Source organism: Devosia naphthalenivorans, assembly GCF_003056355.1.
GTDB classification, from domain to species: domain Bacteria; phylum Pseudomonadota; class Alphaproteobacteria; order Rhizobiales; family Devosiaceae; genus Devosia; species Devosia naphthalenivorans.
In genome coordinates this window covers 473988-489822 of the sequence record NZ_PYVW01000002.1, presented here as the reverse complement: position 1 = coordinate 489822, position 15835 = coordinate 473988, and the positions used below count along the sequence as shown (strand labels likewise).

The window sequence follows — 15835 nt, the reverse complement described above, 5'->3', positions numbered from 1 at the left end:
GCAGGAGAATTGATCATGGCAGAAACCGGCACCAAACCCCGCACCGACACCGTCCTGAAGCCAGCCAAGCCGCCGCTGCACAAGGTAATCCTGCTTAACGACGACTACACGCCGCGCGAATTCGTGGTGCGTCTGCTGAAGTCCGAATTCAGGGTGCCCGAAGCCCAGGCCTTGGGAATCATGCTGACCGCCCACACCAAGGGCGCCTGCGTGGTTGCAGTCTTCACCAGGGAAATCGCCGAGGAAAAAGCCACTCGCGCCACCGACTTTGCCAAGCAGAACGGCTTTCCGCTCCTTTTCACCACCGAACCGGAGGAATAGCCGATGTGCCGCAACATCAAGCCGCTGTTCAATTTCGAACCACCCGCCAGCCGCAACGAGATCCACGACGCGGCGCTGCAGTTCGTGCGCAAGATCTCGGGCTACAACGCGCCATCAAAAGCCAACGAAGCGGCGTTCCACCACGCGGTCGAAGATATCGAGGCCAGCGTCCGTCAGCTGCTGAAGTCGCTCGAAACCCACGCCCCGCCCAAGGACCGCGAGATCGTGGCCGCCAAGGCAAAGGCGCGCGCCCGTGAGCGATATGGCGCTGCTTAGAGTCCCATATCCGGCGGCACCGGCGGCGCCTGGTTCAGCACGACGATCTTGATGCGCTCATTGGCCGCCTGATACGGATCGTTCGGGAAAAACGGATCGGCGCTTGCCCGTCCGCTTACCGAGGTGACCTTGTCATCGGACAGCCCGAACTCACCCAACAGCGCCCGCACCACATTGGCGCGATCGCTCGACAACTCCCAGGAACCATAGCGCGGATTGGCATAGGTCCCGCCCGCCGCCGTGTGACCCGAGATCGTGATCTGGTTGGACAGCTTCTGCAGAATCGGCCCCAGCACGGCGATGGCCTGGCGCGCCTGCTCTGTCGGATACTTCGATCCCTCGGGGAACATCGGCGTGCCCTCCTGATCGATGATCTGGATATTGAGCCCTTCGTCAGTTTCCTCGACCAGAAGATTATCGGACATCTCGGAAATGTCGGGCAGCGCCTGCCACGCCTGCCTTATGCTGGCGGCAGCACTGTGAAATACCTGGTCCCGGACCGCCTTCATTTCGCGCTCGGCAACCCCGCTGGCTGTGTCGGTCGCACCCGTCTCACCCTCATTGCCGCCGGTGCCCTTGTCTTCTGCGCCGGCCGTCATGCTGGCGGGAGCATTGGTGGCATCCTGGTTCGCCGCCATGGATGAACCGGCCATCTTCGCGCCCGAAGTGTCCATCGCCGTGCCGCCCAGCATCCCGCCCGAGCCGCTCGTGGTTGGCGCAACGTTGGGTGGAGCGAAATAATCGGCCAAGCCTTCCTTCTGTTCGGGCGTGGTCATGCTGATCAGCCAAAGCAACAGGAAGAACGCCATCATGGCCGTCACGAAATCCGCATAGGCGATCTTCCATGCGCCGCCATGATGGGCATGGGCAGCCTTCTTGACCTTCTTGATGATGATCGGCTGATCGTATTGGGCCATGCTCTAGCGCTCTTTTCCCGTTCAGGCGGCCGACAGATTGGCCGTGGCCTCATCGACCTCGGCAAAGGTCGGCCGGTCTTCGGACAGCAGCGCCTTGCGGGCAAATTCGATTGCCATCACAGGCACCTGCCCCGAAATATGAGCGAGCAGACCCACCTTGAGCGACAGGAAATACTTCGCTTCCGCTTGGTAGATATTGTTCAGCGATTGCGCGAACGGCGCAAAGAAGCCATAGGCGACGAACACGCCAAAGAACGTGCCGACCAAGGCACCGCCGATCATATGGCCGAGCACTTCCGGCGGCTCGCTGATGGCGCCCATGGTGTGAATCACACCCAGAACGGCGGCCACGATGCCCAGCGCCGGCGTGCCGTCTGCCAGTGCCTGCATGGCCGATACGATACGGTGCTGCTCCTGGTGGTGGGTTTCCAACTCCTCGTCCATCAGCGCTTCCATCTCATGGACATTGTTGGAGCCCAGCGTCACCATCCTCAGATAATCGCAGACGAACTCCACGGCGTGATGGTTATTGGCAAAGGTCGGGAAGCGATTGAACAGCGCCGACTCACGCGGATTCTCGATGTGCTGCTCCAGCGCCAGGATGCCCTTCGACTGCACCAGCTTGAACAGCGTGAACTGCATGCCGAGCAATTCCACATAAGCGGCCTTGTTGTATTTGGGGCCTTTGAACAACGTGCCAAGGGCGCTCAGCGTACCCTTGATGACTGGACCGGTATTGCCGATGACAAAGGCCCCGATGGCCGCGCCCAGGATGATGATGAACTCGAACGGCTGCCACAATACCTGAAAGTGCCCGCCCACGCCGGCATAGCCACCCATGACGCTGCCGACGACGATCAGGATACCCACTAGGAGGCGCATGAAGGCACACACTCATGTTGGGGGCGCTGGCGAGCCGCAACTTGCCGCTGCCGCTGGACGCGCCCGCTTGAAACTGGTTGGAGCAATGAACATCGGCTCCGACAGCGCACTATTGGCGCATTAAGCTTAACGCTGGGTGTATTCACACCGCTCGACCGGTAGATCGTTGCGCAGAAAGCATCGGCGGGACTAGTCTCCAATCCCGAGGAGAATGCCATGATTGCCAACACCGTTGAGGTACTGACTCTCTTTGTCGATGACATCGGCGCAGCAAAGACCTTCTATGCCAGGGTCTTCGCGCCCCGGATCATCTACGAGGACGAGGTATCGGCGGTGCTCGAATTCGGCACGCTCATGATCAATCTCCTGCAGCACACCCAAGCGCCGGAACTCGTGGCACCGCTGCCGGTAGCGCCATCATCTGCGGGGCCGCGCGTGCTTTTGACCATCAAGGTCGGCAATGTCGACCAAGTCTGCGCGGATCTGGCGTCCCTCGGCCTGTCCCCGCTGAATGGTCCTATCGACCGGCCCTGGGGCCGTCGCACCGCAGCCTTCGCAGATCCTTCGGGTCATGTGTGGGAGGTGGCGCAGGAAATCTGAGCAAGCCCATTCGCTTTGCACGTAATGCAAAGCTGCACCCCCTTTCCTTTCGCCATCTTCTCCGCTAGACAGCCCACCTAACCACCATGTCCGAACCTGACCCCGCGCCGCAGCGCTCAGTTGCTGCGCGGTTTGCCGCGAGACAGGTGCTGTCCGGGCGATTCTTTCCTCTCGCCCGACCAATTAGACAAGTTGAGCGAGCGCCATGCCAAAACGTACCGACATTAAATCGATCCTCATTATCGGTGCGGGTCCGATCATTATCGGGCAGGCGTGCGAGTTCGACTACTCAGGCACCCAGGCTTGCAAGGCGCTCAAGGAAGAGGGCTACCGGATCATCCTGGTGAACAGCAATCCGGCGACGATCATGACCGATCCGGACCTTGCTGACGCCACCTACATGGAGCCGATCACTCCCGAGGTCGTCGCCAAGATCATCGAAAAGGAGCGCCCCGACGCGCTGCTCCCCACCATGGGCGGCCAGACGGCTCTTAACTGCGCGCTCTCGCTGCGCAAGATGGGTGTGCTGGAAAAGTTCGGCGTCGAGATGATCGGCGCCACCGCCGAAGCCATCGACAAGGCCGAGGATCGCGAGCTGTTCCGCGACGCCATGAAGAAGATCGGGCTGGAAACGCCCCGCTCCATGCTGGCGCACAACACGATCGAGGCTCTCCAGGCGCTCGAAGTGATCGGCCTGCCCTGCATCATCCGCCCCTCGTTCACCCTGGGCGGCACGGGCGGCGGCATTGCCTATAACCGCGAAGAATACCTCAACATCTGCGAAAGCGGCATCGACGCCTCGCCAACCAACGAGGTGCTGGTCGAGGAAAGCGTGCTCGGCTGGAAAGAGTACGAGATGGAAGTTGTCCGCGACAAGAAAGACAACTGCATCATCGTTTGCTCGATCGAGAACATCGACCCTATGGGCGTGCACACCGGCGACTCGATTACCGTGGCACCCGCGCTGACCCTGACCGACAAGGAATACCAGATCATGCGCGACGCCTCGCTGGCGGTGCTGCGCGAGATCGGCGTCGAAACCGGCGGCTCCAACGTGCAGTTTGGCATCAACCCGGCTGACGGGCGCATGGTGGTGATCGAGATGAACCCGCGCGTCTCTCGCTCCTCGGCGCTGGCCTCCAAGGCGACGGGCTTCCCGATCGCCAAGGTCGCGGCACGCCTGGCCGTTGGTTACACCCTCGATGAATTGGACAACGACATCACCGGCGGCATGACCCCCGCCTCGTTCGAGCCCAGCATCGACTATGTCGTGGTAAAAATTCCGCGCTTCGCGTTCGAGAAATTCCCGGGTGCCGACAATCGCCTGACCACCGCCATGAAGTCGGTTGGCGAAGCCATGGCTATCGGCCGTACCTTCCAGGAATCGCTGCAAAAAGCGCTGCGCTCGCTCGAAACCGGCCTCACCGGGCTCAACGAGATCGGCATTCCGGGCCTGGGCGAAGGCGAGGACAAGAACGCCATCAAGGCCGCACTCGGCACGCCCACGCCAGATCGCCTGCTGCATGTCGCCGAAGCTATGCGGCTGGGCATGAGCCTTGAAGACATCTTCGAGGCCTGCAAGATCGACCCGTGGTTCCTCGAACAGATGCACGGAATTGTTGAGACCGAGAACAAGGTCAAGCAATTCGGCCTGCCCCAGGATTCGGCAAATCTGCGCTCGCTCAAGGCCATGGGCTTCTCTGATGCGCGTCTGGCCCAACTTGCCAATTTGAAGCCGTCGGACGTGCGCAAGCTGCGCCACTCGCTCGACGTTCGCCCCGCGTTCAAGCGCATCGACACCTCGGCCGCCGAGTTCGCCTCCCCCACCGCCTATATGTACTCGACCTATGAAGTGCCGTTCGGCGGCAAGGTGGACGACGAAGCGCGCCCCTCCGACCGCAAGAAGGTCGTGATTCTGGGCGGCGGCCCCAACCGCATCGGCCAAGGCATCGAGTTCGACTATTGCTGTTGCCACGCCGCCTTCGCACTGAGCGATGCCGGCTACGAAACCATCATGGTCAACTGCAATCCCGAAACCGTCTCGACCGACTATGACACCTCGGATCGTCTCTATTTCGAGCCGCTGACCGAAGAGGACGTGCTCGAAATCCTGCTGACCGAAAAGCAAAACGGCACGCTGCATGGCGTGATCGTTCAGTTTGGCGGCCAGACCCCGCTCAACCTGGCCGAAGCCGTGCTCAAGGCCGGCGTGCCGATTCTGGGCACCCAGCCCGACGCCATCGATCTGGCCGAAGATCGCGACCTGTTCTCCAAGCTGCTCAACAAGCTGGAACTGACCCAGCCCAAGAACGGCATTGCCTATAGCCTCGAACAGGCTCGCCTTGTCGCCGAACGCCTCGGCTACCCGCTGGTGATCCGCCCGTCCTACGTGCTGGGCGGCCGCGCAATGGCCATCGTCCACTCGGCCAACGAGTTCGAGCGCTATGTGCAGGACACCCTGACCGGCCTCGTGCCGCCCGATATCCTGCAGCGTTATCCCAACGACAGGACCGGCCAGATCAACTCGGTGCTGTCCGATAACCCGCTGCTGTTCGATGCTTATCTGTCCGGCGCGACGGAAATCGACGTTGATGCTCTATGCGATGGCAAGGACGTGTATGTCGCTGGCATCATGGAGCACATCGAGGAAGCCGGCATTCACTCCGGGGACTCCGCCTGCTCCCTGCCCCCGCAGAACCTGTCGCCAGAGGTCATGGCCGAACTCAAGCGCCAGACCCGTGAGCTCGCTTTCGCGCTCAAGGTCGGCGGCCTGATGAACGTGCAATATGCGCTCAAGGACGGCGTGATCTACCTGCTCGAAGTCAATCCTCGCGCTTCGCGCACCGTGCCCTTCGTGGCCAAGGTGATCGGCGAACCCATCGCCAAGATCGCGTCGCGGATCATGGCCGGCGAAAGCCTTGCCAGCTTCGGCCTGCAGGAAAAGACCTTCAAGCACGTCGCCGTCAAGGAAGCCGTGTTCCCCTTCAACCGCTTCCCGGGCGTGGACACAGTGCTGGGCCCCGAAATGAAGTCGACGGGCGAAGTGATCGGTCTGGACAATGATTTCGCCCTTGCCTTCGCCAAGTCACAGATGGGCGCGGGTTCCAAGGTGCCTCAGGCGGGCGCTGCGTTCATTTCGGTCCGCGATGCCGACAAGGAATACATCGTGGATATGGCGCGGCACCTGGTCGAAGGTGGTTTCACCATTTTGGCCACTGGCGGCACGCAAAAGTACCTGGTCGAAAACGGCGTGGCCGCCACCAAGATCAACAAGGTGCTCGAAGGACGCCCGCACATCGTCGATTCCATGAAGAATGGCGGCGTGCAGCTCGTGATCAACACCACCGACGGCATGAAGTCGATCAGCGACAGCCGCGACCTTCGGCGGACGGCGCTGATGGGAAAGATCCCGTACTACACCACGATCGACGGTGCGCTGGCCGCAGTGGAAGGCATCGTGGCGCTGCAAAAGGGCAGCCTGGTCGTGCGCTCCCTACAGAGCTATTTCGCCGCTTAGAGGTTCGCGACCCCAGATATGCAAAGGGCGGGACAGGATCACCTCTCCTGCCCTTCTTGTTTAGTGCCTCTGGAAGAACTCGGCGACCAACTCCAACGCGCCATCAACGGCCTCGTCATCGATATTCAGATGCGTCACCCAGCGCTGCTGGCCATAGCGTCCGGTGATGCCGACGCCCCTCTGCACCAGGAAATCGGTAAAGCTGTCGCCAACTCTCCTATCGATCTCGACAAAGATGATGTTGGTGTTCGGCTGGGTAACCGACAGCGCATCATACCGCGCCAGCCCATGAGCCAGTTGCTTGGCCCGGCGATGGTCCTCGCTCAACCGCACAATATTGTGGTCCAGCGCATAAAGTCCCGCCGCCGCCAAAATCCCGGACTGCCGCATGCCGCCACCCAGCATCTTCCGATGCCGCCGGGCCGTTTCGATCAGGTCCGAACGGCCGACGAGAACCGAGCCCACCGGCGCACCCAGGCCCTTGGACAGGCAGATGGAAACGCTGTCGAATGCCGCAGTGAAATCCTTGATGTTCATGCCAAGAGCAACAGAGGCATTGAAGGCTCGCGCACCATCCAGATGCAGGCCAAGCCCGTGGCGGGCGGCGATTTCGCCCACGGCTTCCATGTAGTCCACCGGCAGCACGCGCCCGCCAAGGGTGTTTTCCAGCGCGATAACCTTTGTGGTCGCGAAATGGATATCGCCCGATTTGATGGCGGCTTCGATATCGTTCAGCGCCATAGTGCCGTCCGCCTGATGCGCAATCGGCTGCGGCTGGATCGAGCCAAGCACGGCCGCGCCACCGGCCTCATATTTGTAGCAATGCGCGTCCTGACCCGCCATGAACTCGTCGCCACGCCCGCAATAGCTCATCAGTGCCAGAAGGTTCGACTGCGTGCCCGATGCCACGAAGATCGCAGCATCCTTACCCAGCATCGCTGCCATGCGCTGCTCCAGCCGATTTACCGTGGGGTCGTCGCCATAGACATCGTCCCCCACCTCCGCTTCCGCCATGGCGGTGCGCATCGCGGCCGACGGCTTGGTTACAGTGTCGGAACGAAAGTCATAGCGGATGGTGTTCATCTCTGCCTTCAGCCTGTTCAGGTTTGCGGGCCACGATCAGCAGGCCCTCGATAGGTGCGCCACGATCCTGACGCAGAACCGCCGTCTCGAAGCGCAAGATCTCGAGCCCGGCCTTCGTAGCGGCTTGCCGCGCCGCCTCGATCCCATGAGCGTAGCGGAGTGAGGGGCGCAGGAACACCGCCTCCTCACCATCATGGGCTTCAAGCGAAAAGGTGAGGAAGCCACCCGGCCGGATCACCGGCACAACCGCGGCGAGCACGGGCGGCAGCGCACCACAATAGATGAACACATCCGCCGCCGTAACGAGATCCACTTCTCCGGGTTGGCGCTGCAGAAACTGCACCAGTTCCGCCTTTTCCAGCCGATCATAAAGGCCCTTGCGGCCGGTTTCAGCGATCATGGCGGCGCTGAGGTCGATGCCTTCAAGCACCGTCACCTTGTTGCGCAAGCGCTCGCCCATGAGCCCCGTCCCGCATCCCAGATCGAGCGCCCGGGTGAAGTGGAGGACGCCGGTTTCCGCCATCACCTGCACTAGAAGTTCGTCCAGCAGCGCCGGAACGCGGTAGCCCAGCTTGTCGACCAGCGCGCTTTCGAACTTGGGCGCATATTGGTCGAACAATGCTTCCACATAGCTGATCGCCGTACCGGCATCGGCTGCACCCGCTCCATGCACGGCCAGCTTCAGCTTGGCGCCGAACGTGCCGTCATCGTCGAGAGCTTCAAGGTGCCGCCAGGCCGAGATGGCACCGGACAGATTGCCCGCCTTTTCATGATAGCCGCCGAGCAGGTCCCAGCCCGCCACCCATTCGGGTGTCAGCTCAAGTGCCTGGCTGATGAGGTCTGCGGCAGCAACGAAGTCGCCGCCCTCGGCCAGCAATTTTGCATAACCCGCGCGGCGATCGGCGATGGCATCGCCAGAGGAGTGAAACGTCTTGGTCAAGACGATGATATCTCGGAAGGTCACCGGATCGATGCGTCCGGCGGCGAGGATGTGGCGGAAAATTGGGGCAAAAGCAAGTGACGGATAGTGCATGCCTCTCGGGATCTGGCAGAGATGCAAGAATGTGAATTGATGACAGTTCCGGAACGCTACCCGGCCATTAGGGCTAGGTTGCCAGGCAAATGCCCTGCGCCATCGGGTTCGATCGATCCGGCCCAAATGGTTGAGCGCGCGGCAAAATATCCCGGCTAAACAGCAGATCGGCCGGGCTTTTTGCCCCAAGTAAACAGATATTGAACGGCGTTTTTTTTGCCGCTAAGCTCGTGTGATCGAATATTGCGGCCGACCGATCTGAAAACGCGAACTTCATTCGCCTCTGCTGACGTCACTCAACGATATTTCGATCACTACCGTCTTGGTCAATCGTGACCGGGACCGCCTACAGCAGACTGCACGAGGGAACGCGCATCATGGCAACTGGCACCGTAAAGTGGTTCAACGGCCAAAAAGGTTATGGCTTCATCCAGCCCGACGAGGGCGGGGCAGATGTGTTCGTGCACATCTCCGCCGTCCAGCGTTCGGGCCTCAATGGCCTGGATGAGGGCCAGAAGATCAACTACGAGATCGTCAAGGACAAGCGGACCGGTAAATCCGCCGCCGACAATCTGGTAGCTGGCTAAAGACCACTTACTACCCAACGATCAGGAGGGGCGCGTCCAGGGAGGGATGCGCCTTTTTTATTTGTCGCGAGCAGCTATGAGCGGCCCAATTCTTCGCTACGGCGGCGCGCCGCTTCCGTGGTTTGTTCGATCAGTGGCGTCAGGCCCTCCATCAGCACGGCAAGCCCCGCGGCCGTCGTGCCATTGGGGGACGTCACATTGGCCCGCAACACTGCCGGTGGCGCCGGATCGGCCTCCAGCAAAGCGGCAGAGCCGATCACGGTCTGGCGTGCCAACAATTCCGCATTGGCGTCGGACAAGCCCATCTTCTTGCCCGCAGCCGCCAGCGCTTCCACCAGATGGAAGACATAGGCCGGGCCGGAACCCGAAATGGCCGTCACCACATCAAGCTGCCGCTCGTCATCGAACCAGACCACCGGCCCCGCAGCGGAAAGCAGCGCCGAAACTGCGTCGCGATCTCCAGCACTCACGTCCGGCCCGGCAACCGCCCCGGTGATCCCCTTGCCGATCTGCGCCGGCGTATTGGGCATGGTCCGCACGACGCGTCCCATTCCCAGGCCACGCGACAGCCGCGCGATATCGATCCCCGCGGCAATCGAGAGGGCGAGCGTGTTCGGGCCGATCACCGGCGCCAGCGTTTCCAGCACGTCGTCGATGATCTGCGGCTTGACTGCCAGCACCAGCACATTGGGCTGAAGCCCCTGCGCGCTGCTGCTGAGCGTCAGGCCATAATCCTCGGCGAGGTCAAGCGCGCCCTGCCCGGGTGCGGGATCGACCACCAGCAGATTGGTGGGTGGCAGGCCGGCATCGAGCCAGCCGCGCGCCAGCGCCACGCCCATCTTGCCGGCGCCGACCAGCATGACGGGCCCGATGCTGCGAAGCGACGCGCTCACGCCTCGCCCACCGTTTCGAACATGACATGGCTCAACGCGTCCGCTGCCGTCTTGCCGGCCCAGACCACGAACTGGAACGCCTGGTAATACAGATCGCAGCTATCGGTCGCCGAGCGCAGCAGCGCCTCGCATTGCTGTGGCGACACATCGGCGCCACCGGTCAACAGGTGCGAGTTGCGGAACAGCACCACGCCTTCCTTGTTCCAGATATCGAAATGGCCGATCCAGAGCTGCTCGTTGATCAGCGAGATCAACTGCTTGACCTCGTTGCGCCGCCCCTCGGGCACCCGCAGATCGAACGCCGAAGCAATGTGGAGGCTTTCCAGGTCTTCCATCCAGTTGAAGGAGACATGGTAGTCGCTCCAGCCGCCACGAACGGAAATGGAAATTTCGTCGGCATCCTGCCGCTCGAACGTCCAGTCATTGATCGAGGCGATGTGTTCGATGATGTCCACCGGATGGACATTCCGATCGGGCTCGACTTGGAGAAGTGACATCGACGAGTTCCGTCCTGACAACGCGAGTGATCTTTCAAATGCGGCCCGGATAGGCCGGCAATCATGGGGTACTCAGGGAACATGCCGCACGCACAATGGCTTACGAATCGTCCTGACCAGTGAACCCTACACGTCCCTTTTGATTCAGGGGACGCAACGCGGGCAAAGGACAGTAATCTCTTGTGGAAGATGATCGAGCCCAAATGGTTAATGAAGAGTTAAGCCTGCGGACCGGCGTGCCGAGGCGCCGCCTCCCCTGCGGTTTTGATCAGCGTGCACGTGGCGAGGCCCTGCCCCGGTAAGTTTTAGTGTGTGAGACAGAGCCTCGCCACATGCGATGGGATTTGCGGCGCGCGCGACTCTGGTCTCGGAGCGTCAATAGCCCCGGCGACACTTCCGCTTGCCTGCAGGGATCACGACATTCCCCGCCCCATCTGACAACAACACTAGCCGGTTCGCGCGACCCGCTGGGCGTGAGGTTGGTATGGGGAGGATAGTGTGTGGGAGATGGCGGGGGAGAAGATGGATAGATTGGGGAAGATGTTTAAGGTTCCATCGTCCCCTCGCCCCTCAGGGGAGAGGGTAGCACCGCCAGGAGCGCCAGCGACTTGGCAGAGCTAGGGTGAGGGGTGCGATGCTGGGACATCACCCATGTGGAAGCATCGCACCCCTCACCCGGCGCTGCGCGCCGACCTCTCCCCTAAGGGGCGAGGTGAACCGGTGCCTGCCATGCCATCTGCGATAGCCCTGCCCTTGGATGGACAGGGTGAGGGTGGCGGTGCCACGCCCTCGTGGTTCGAGGCTCGTGAAGAACTCGCACCTCACCATGAGGGCTACTCTTGGTGCGATATTCCAGTAGCCCTCATGGTGAGGTGCGAGTTCTTGCAAGCCTCGAACCACCCTCATCCTGAGCTTGTCGAAGAGGGGCGTGGCGCGATGTGCAGCAGGGCGTTGTTCCCCCCACCAATCAAATCGTATCGGCCGCACCCTTGAGCGCGGCAATCTCCTTGCGGAGCGCGTCGATTTCTTCGCCCTGCACCTGCACCAGTTCGCGCAGCGCGTCGAAATCTTCGCGCTTGACCAGGTCCATGTCGGCCACGATGCGGTGGGCCTGGGACTTGACGACTGTTTCGACTTCCCGGCGCACGCCGTCGGCAACACCGGCCGCTTCGTTCATCACGCGTCCCAAACCGTCGAAAATGCGGTTATTCTGGTTCATGGCATTCACCTGTTCACGTCGATTGACTGGCTTGATACTTAGGCGATGGGTGCCGACTTGACCAGAGAGGCGGAAGCGGCAATGGTCCGCGCGATTGCCGCAGGAGCCGGTTTTGCTTTTTCCCGATATCGATCCCATCGCCTTTGCCATCGGCCCCTTTGCAATACGCTGGTATGCGCTGGGCTATCTGTTCGGCGTGGGCCTGGGCGCCGTCTATGGCTCCATGCTGCTGGCCAATTCGCGCCTCTGGCATCGCGGCCAGCCGCCTTTTCCGGCCAAGGACATCTGGGACTTTGCGTTCTGGACCATGCTGGCAATTGTCGTGGGCGGGCGCGTCGGCTATGTGCTGTTCTACAATTTACCCTATTACCTCGCCAACCCGGCCCAGATCCTCAACACGCTCGATGGCGGCATGTCCTACCATGGCGGCATGCTGGGGCTGATGCTGGCGGTGATCCTGTTCACCCGCAAGAAGGGCGGCAATTGGCTGAGCGGGCTCGACCTGATCGCCTCGGTCTCGACCATCGGCATATTCCTGGTCCGCATCGCGAACTACATCAATGCCGAGCTTTATGGCGCACCGACCAGTCTGCCCTGGGGCGTGGTGTTTCCCACCGACCCCGAGCAATTGCCGCGCCACCCGAGCCAACTTTATGAAGCCGTGCTCGAGGGGCTGGTGCTGTTCCTCGTCATTCGCCTGTTCACCCATGTCTTCTATGCGCTGCGCCGGCCGGGCATGGCCGCAGGCATTTTCGGCATCGGCTATGGTCTGTCGCGCATTGCGGTGGAATTCGTGCGCCTGCCGGACGCTCAGATCGGCTATCTCTATGGCGGCTGGCTGACCATGGGCATGGTGCTGAGCCTGCCCCTGGTGCTGGGCGGCATCGGGCTTGTCGCCTACGCATCGACGAGAAAAGAGAGTGCATTACGTGTTTAGGGTGACCAATTCCGCAGTCGACACCCTCCCCCTTGCGGGGAGGGATCAAGGGTGGGGGAGGAAAGCCCGGATATCGGGGCTCTCGACACCCCCTCCTAGCCTCCCCCGTCAAGGGGGAGGTACCGCGCGGTGGTTGGGACGAGACGGCGAAGATGACTGAACCATCCCCCTCCCTGCCCGAACTCATCGACATGCAGATCCGCACCACGGGTCCGATGTCGATCGCAACCTATATGGGCCTCTGCCTTACCCATCCCAGCAAGGGCTATTACAAAGGTCCCGATCCGCTGGGCGCCAAGGGCGACTTCATCACCGCGCCCGAAATCTCCCAGATGTTCGGCGAGCTGATCGGCTTCTTCTTCGTCAATATTTGGCAGCAGATGGGCAGCCCCAAAGAGTTCACCCTGCTCGAACTTGGCCCCGGCCGCGGCACGTTGATGGCCGATATTCTGCGTGTCGCCTGCCGCGCCGAAGGCTTCCGCGACGGACTGGATTTGCGCCTCTTCGAAACCAACCCGGCATTGATCGCCGAACAGAACGCCCGGCTGGAGCCCTATGGCCCCAAATGGGTGGACAGCTTTGAGAAGGTCGGCCCTGGCCCGCTGCTGGTTGTTGCCAACGAATTCCTCGACGCCCTGCCGATCCGCCAATTCGTGCGCGGCAAGGAAGGCTGGCACGAACGCATGGTGGGCCTGAGCGAGGGCAAGCGCCAGTTCGGGCTCAATCCCACGCCCATTCCGATCGCCTCCATGCCCGAACGGGTGGCCAATGCGGCGGAAAATGCCGTCTTCGAGGTCGGGCTGGCCAATGGCGAGGTCATGTCGCGCCTCGCGCGCACCGTCTCGGCCCAAGGCGGCGCCATTCTCGTCATCGATTACGGCTATGCCCAGACCCAGACGGGAGAAACCCTTCAGGCCGTGCGCGACCACAAATATTCCGACGTGCTGGCCGAACCCGGCGCGGCCGACCTTTCGGTGCATGTGGATTTCGAAGCCTTGGGCAGCGTGGCGGCCAAGGCGGGCCTTGCCATCCAGCCCCTGGCGACACAGGGCGACTGGCTGGTGCGCATGGGCATCAATGAGCGCGCCCGCGCCCTCAGCGGCGCCAATCCGCAACTGGCCGGCGACATCGCCGCCGCGCGTGACCGGCTCGTTACTCCAGAGCAGATGGGCGAACTGTTCAAGGTGTTCTGCGCCGCGAGCCCCGGCCTTGCACCACCCGGATTTACCTCATGACCCCGCCATTCGAGCAGAGCCCGGCGCTGGCGGCTATATCACCCTTGCGGCATGGCTTCTTCGGCCGCGAAGGCGGCTATTCGGAAGGCCAGTTCGCAGCCAACAACATGTCCATCGCCACCGGCGACAAGCCGCATCTGGTCGAGGCCAACCGCGCCGGAGCGGCACAGGCACTCGGCTTTCTGCGCAAGAACCTATATCTCCTCAAGCAGGTCCACTCCGCCCGCGTTCGCACGCTGACCGAATATCCCGACAACAACGAGCCAGTCGAAGCCGACGCCATGGTCACGCGCCTGCCGGTGCTCGCGCTGGGCATTCTTACCGCCGACTGCACGCCGATTCTCTTTGCCGACCCCGAGGCAGGCGTCATCGGGGCTTCTCATGCCGGTTGGCGCGGCGCGGTAGACGGCATCTGCGGCGCGACGGTGGACGCCATGGTGGCGCTTGGCGCCACGCCACAAAACATCATCGCCGCAATCGGCCCCACCATATCCGGCGCCAACTACGAGGTCGGCGAGCGGTTCAAGGCCGATTTCCTGGCACTCCAGCCCGATGGCGCAGGCCATTTCTTCGTGCCGCCCGGCAAACCAGTCCACTTCGATCTGCCCCGATTCGTCGAGGCACAGCTGCGCCAAAGCGGCATCGGCACCATCGAACGGGTTGGCGGCTGCACCTATGCCGAACCAGACCGCTACTTCTCCCACCGCTATGCCACCCACCAGGGCACAACCACGGGCCGGCAGGTCGCCGTCATCGGCCTGACGTAAATCTTTAAGCCTTCGACGTTTGTTGCGTTGCTAGTCCCCGCCGCACCCGCTAAACAACCCCCGAAACTGGAGGCCGCCCACCCCTTGTCGGCCCGTTGAGACAGGATCGCTCCCATGAAGCTGGTGACCGGTAACTCCAACCGCGCCCTTGCCCAAGCCATCACCAGCTATTTGGAACTCCCCCTCACAGACTGTACGGTCAAGCGCTTCGCGGACAAGGAAATCTACGTCGAAATCCATGAGAATGTGCGCGGCGAGGACGTGTTCATTCTCCAGTCGACGAGCTTTCCGGCCAACGACAATCTGATGGAACTGCTGATCCTGACCGATGCGCTGCGCCGCTCATCGGCCCGCCGGATCACCGCCGTGCTGCCCTATTTCGGCTATGCCCGCCAGGATCGCCGCGCCGCCGGCCGCACCCCGATTTCGGCCAAGCTGGTGGCCAATCTGATTACCGGCGCCGGCGTCAACCGCGTCATTACGCTGGACCTGCATGCCGCCCAGATCCAGGGCTTCTTCGATATCCCGACCGACAACCTCTATTCGGCACCGGTCATGACCCGGGACATCGAAGAGCACTATGACACCAAGAATTTGATGATCGTGTCGCCCGACGTCGGCGGCGTGGCCCGTGCCCGCGCGATCGCCCAGCGCATCGGCGCCGACCTCGCCATCGTCGACAAGCGCCGCCCACGCGCCGGCGTTTCCGAAGTGATGAACATCATCGGCGATGTGTCGGGGCAAAGCTGCCTGCTGATCGACGACATTGTCGACAGCGGCGGCACGCTGATCAACGCGGCCGAAGCCCTGCTCAATGCCGGCGCCAAGGAAGTATCCGCCTATATCACCCACGGCGTGCTCTCCGAAGGCGCCTGCGCGCGTGTCGGCGCCAGCAAGCTCAAGGAGCTTGTGGTGACCGATTCGATCGAGGAAACCGACGCGCAACGTGAAACGGCCAATATCCGCCGCGTCACCATCGCGCCCCTGATCGGGGAAGCCATCGCCCGCACCGCCAGCGAACAGAGCGTCTCGAGCCTTTTCGACTGATTGGCAACGGCCCTCAGGATGAGG

The 15835-nt window shown here is 62.0% G+C and carries 17 protein-coding genes; 9 read left to right on the top strand and 8 right to left on the bottom strand.

The window, feature by feature from the left end; genetic code table 11:
• The first annotated feature begins 15 nt into the window (after nt 1–15).
• Nucleotides 16–321 (top strand): ATP-dependent Clp protease adapter ClpS, encoded by a 306-nt coding sequence (gene clpS / locus C8264_RS05465; protein ID WP_108459939.1) that lies wholly within the window; start codon nt 16–18, stop codon nt 319–321.
• Between the two features lie 3 nt (nt 322–324).
• The gene (locus C8264_RS05460; protein ID WP_108459938.1) at nt 325–597 is read left to right on the top strand and encodes a DUF2277 domain-containing protein; all 273 of its coding nucleotides are present in this window, start codon (nt 325–327) and stop codon (nt 595–597) included.
• On the opposite strand, the gene C8264_RS05455 is transcribed toward C8264_RS05460, so the two are convergent.
• Both C8264_RS05455 and motA read right to left on the bottom strand, forming a co-directional pair.
• Nucleotides 594–1514, bottom strand: a complete 921-nt coding sequence (locus C8264_RS05455; RefSeq protein WP_108459937.1) for a flagellar motor protein MotB — start codon at nt 1512–1514, stop codon at nt 594–596. The two genes, C8264_RS05460 and C8264_RS05455, sit on opposite strands and share 4 nt — an antisense overlap.
• Nucleotides 1515–1535: 21 nt before the next feature.
• A complete protein-coding gene (motA, locus tag C8264_RS05450) occupies nt 1536–2396 on the bottom strand; it encodes a flagellar motor stator protein MotA (protein ID WP_108459936.1) in 861 nt (286 codons plus the stop codon).
• 216 nt (nt 2397–2612) lie between these two features.
• Here motA and C8264_RS05445 point away from each other — a divergent pair, with 216 nt between their 5' ends.
• Nucleotides 2613–2996 carry a VOC family protein gene (locus C8264_RS05445; protein WP_108459935.1) on the top strand — a complete coding sequence of 128 codons (384 nt, stop codon included), beginning with the start codon at nt 2613–2615 and terminating at the stop codon, nt 2994–2996.
• A gap of 205 nt (nt 2997–3201) precedes the next feature.
• A complete protein-coding gene (carB, locus tag C8264_RS05440) occupies nt 3202–6513 on the top strand; it encodes a carbamoyl-phosphate synthase large subunit (RefSeq protein WP_108459934.1) in 3312 nt (1103 codons plus the stop codon).
• Nucleotides 6514–6573: 60 nt separating this feature from the next.
• Here carB and ltaE read toward each other — a convergent pair whose 3' ends face one another.
• From ltaE to C8264_RS22065, 3 genes are all read right to left on the bottom strand, one after another.
• Nucleotides 6574–7596 (bottom strand): low-specificity L-threonine aldolase, encoded by a 1023-nt coding sequence (ltaE, locus tag C8264_RS05435; protein WP_108459933.1) that lies wholly within the window; start codon nt 7594–7596, stop codon nt 6574–6576.
• The gene (locus C8264_RS05430) at nt 7577–8629 is read right to left on the bottom strand and encodes a class I SAM-dependent methyltransferase (protein ID WP_108459932.1); all 1053 of its coding nucleotides are present in this window, start codon (nt 8627–8629) and stop codon (nt 7577–7579) included. The genes ltaE and C8264_RS05430 overlap by 20 nt, the downstream gene beginning before the upstream one ends.
• Before the next feature lie 73 nt (nt 8630–8702).
• The gene (locus tag C8264_RS22065) at nt 8703–8906 is read right to left on the bottom strand and encodes a hypothetical protein (protein ID WP_162783474.1); all 204 of its coding nucleotides are present in this window, start codon (nt 8904–8906) and stop codon (nt 8703–8705) included.
• Between the two features lie 100 nt (nt 8907–9006).
• Here C8264_RS22065 and C8264_RS05425 point away from each other — a divergent pair, with 100 nt between their 5' ends.
• Nucleotides 9007–9216: a cold-shock protein gene (locus tag C8264_RS05425; protein WP_108459931.1), complete on the top strand. Its 210-nt coding sequence runs from the start codon at nt 9007–9009 to the stop codon at nt 9214–9216.
• 74 nt (nt 9217–9290) lie between these two features.
• On the opposite strand, the gene proC is transcribed toward C8264_RS05425, so the two are convergent.
• The 3 genes from proC to C8264_RS05410 all read right to left on the bottom strand — a co-directional run bounded on the left by proC (nt 9291) and on the right by C8264_RS05410 (nt 11825).
• The gene (gene proC / locus C8264_RS05420) at nt 9291–10109 is read right to left on the bottom strand and encodes a pyrroline-5-carboxylate reductase (RefSeq protein ID WP_245892942.1); all 819 of its coding nucleotides are present in this window, start codon (nt 10107–10109) and stop codon (nt 9291–9293) included.
• Nucleotides 10106–10606: a type III secretion system chaperone family protein gene (locus tag C8264_RS05415; RefSeq protein ID WP_108459930.1), complete on the bottom strand. Its 501-nt coding sequence runs from the start codon at nt 10604–10606 to the stop codon at nt 10106–10108. Before C8264_RS05415 ends, proC begins: the two co-directional genes overlap by 4 nt.
• Before the next feature lie 967 nt (nt 10607–11573).
• Entirely contained in the window at nt 11574–11825 is a 252-nt protein-coding gene (locus tag C8264_RS05410; RefSeq protein WP_108459929.1) for an accessory factor UbiK family protein, read from the bottom strand.
• Nucleotides 11826–11937: 112 nt separating this feature from the next.
• Here C8264_RS05410 and lgt point away from each other — a divergent pair, with 112 nt between their 5' ends.
• The 4 genes from lgt (at nt 11938) to C8264_RS05390 (ending at nt 15811) form a co-directional block, all read left to right on the top strand.
• Entirely contained in the window at nt 11938–12762 is an 825-nt protein-coding gene (gene lgt, locus C8264_RS05405) for a prolipoprotein diacylglyceryl transferase (protein WP_205245616.1), read from the top strand.
• A 152-nt stretch (nt 12763–12914) separates the two neighbouring features.
• Complete coding sequence (locus C8264_RS05400; protein WP_245892941.1) at nt 12915–13997, top strand: class I SAM-dependent methyltransferase; 1083 nt, start codon at nt 12915–12917, stop codon at nt 13995–13997.
• Nucleotides 13994–14764, top strand: a complete 771-nt coding sequence (gene pgeF / locus C8264_RS05395) for a peptidoglycan editing factor PgeF (RefSeq protein WP_108459927.1) — start codon at nt 13994–13996, stop codon at nt 14762–14764. The genes C8264_RS05400 and pgeF overlap by 4 nt, the downstream gene beginning before the upstream one ends.
• 114 nt (nt 14765–14878) lie before the next feature.
• Nucleotides 14879–15811, top strand: coding sequence for a ribose-phosphate pyrophosphokinase (locus C8264_RS05390; protein WP_108459926.1), 933 nt, complete (start codon nt 14879–14881; stop codon nt 15809–15811).
• The last annotated feature ends 24 nt before the right edge of the window (nt 15812–15835 follow it).

What these genes read in the sequence shown, in the direction of transcription:
- ltaE (WP_108459933.1), bottom strand. Translation starts at nt 7,596, where the DNA reads ATGAACACCATCCGCTATGACTTTCGTTCCGACACTGTAACCAAGCCG.
- C8264_RS05460 (WP_108459938.1), top strand. Translation starts at nt 325, where the DNA reads ATGTGCCGCAACATCAAGCCGCTGTTCAATTTCGAACCACCCGCCAGC.
- carB (WP_108459934.1), top strand. Translation starts at nt 3,202, where the DNA reads ATGCCAAAACGTACCGACATTAAATCGATCCTCATTATCGGTGCGGGT.
- C8264_RS05445 (WP_108459935.1), top strand. Translation starts at nt 2,613, where the DNA reads ATGATTGCCAACACCGTTGAGGTACTGACTCTCTTTGTCGATGACATC.
- motA (WP_108459936.1), bottom strand. Translation starts at nt 2,396, where the DNA reads ATGCGCCTCCTAGTGGGTATCCTGATCGTCGTCGGCAGCGTCATGGGT.
- C8264_RS05410 (WP_108459929.1), bottom strand. Translation starts at nt 11,825, where the DNA reads ATGAACCAGAATAACCGCATTTTCGACGGTTTGGGACGCGTGATGAAC.
- C8264_RS05390 (WP_108459926.1), top strand. Translation starts at nt 14,879, where the DNA reads ATGAAGCTGGTGACCGGTAACTCCAACCGCGCCCTTGCCCAAGCCATC.
- C8264_RS05425 (WP_108459931.1), top strand. Translation starts at nt 9,007, where the DNA reads ATGGCAACTGGCACCGTAAAGTGGTTCAACGGCCAAAAAGGTTATGGC.
- clpS (WP_108459939.1), top strand. Translation starts at nt 16, where the DNA reads ATGGCAGAAACCGGCACCAAACCCCGCACCGACACCGTCCTGAAGCCA.
- C8264_RS05415 (WP_108459930.1), bottom strand. Translation starts at nt 10,606, where the DNA reads ATGTCACTTCTCCAAGTCGAGCCCGATCGGAATGTCCATCCGGTGGAC.
- C8264_RS22065 (WP_162783474.1), bottom strand. Translation starts at nt 8,906, where the DNA reads ATGAAGTTCGCGTTTTCAGATCGGTCGGCCGCAATATTCGATCACACG.
- C8264_RS05400 (WP_245892941.1), top strand. Translation starts at nt 12,915, where the DNA reads ATGACTGAACCATCCCCCTCCCTGCCCGAACTCATCGACATGCAGATC.
- C8264_RS05430 (WP_108459932.1), bottom strand. Translation starts at nt 8,629, where the DNA reads ATGCACTATCCGTCACTTGCTTTTGCCCCAATTTTCCGCCACATCCTC.
- pgeF (WP_108459927.1), top strand. Translation starts at nt 13,994, where the DNA reads ATGACCCCGCCATTCGAGCAGAGCCCGGCGCTGGCGGCTATATCACCC.
- C8264_RS05455 (WP_108459937.1), bottom strand. Translation starts at nt 1,514, where the DNA reads ATGGCCCAATACGATCAGCCGATCATCATCAAGAAGGTCAAGAAGGCT.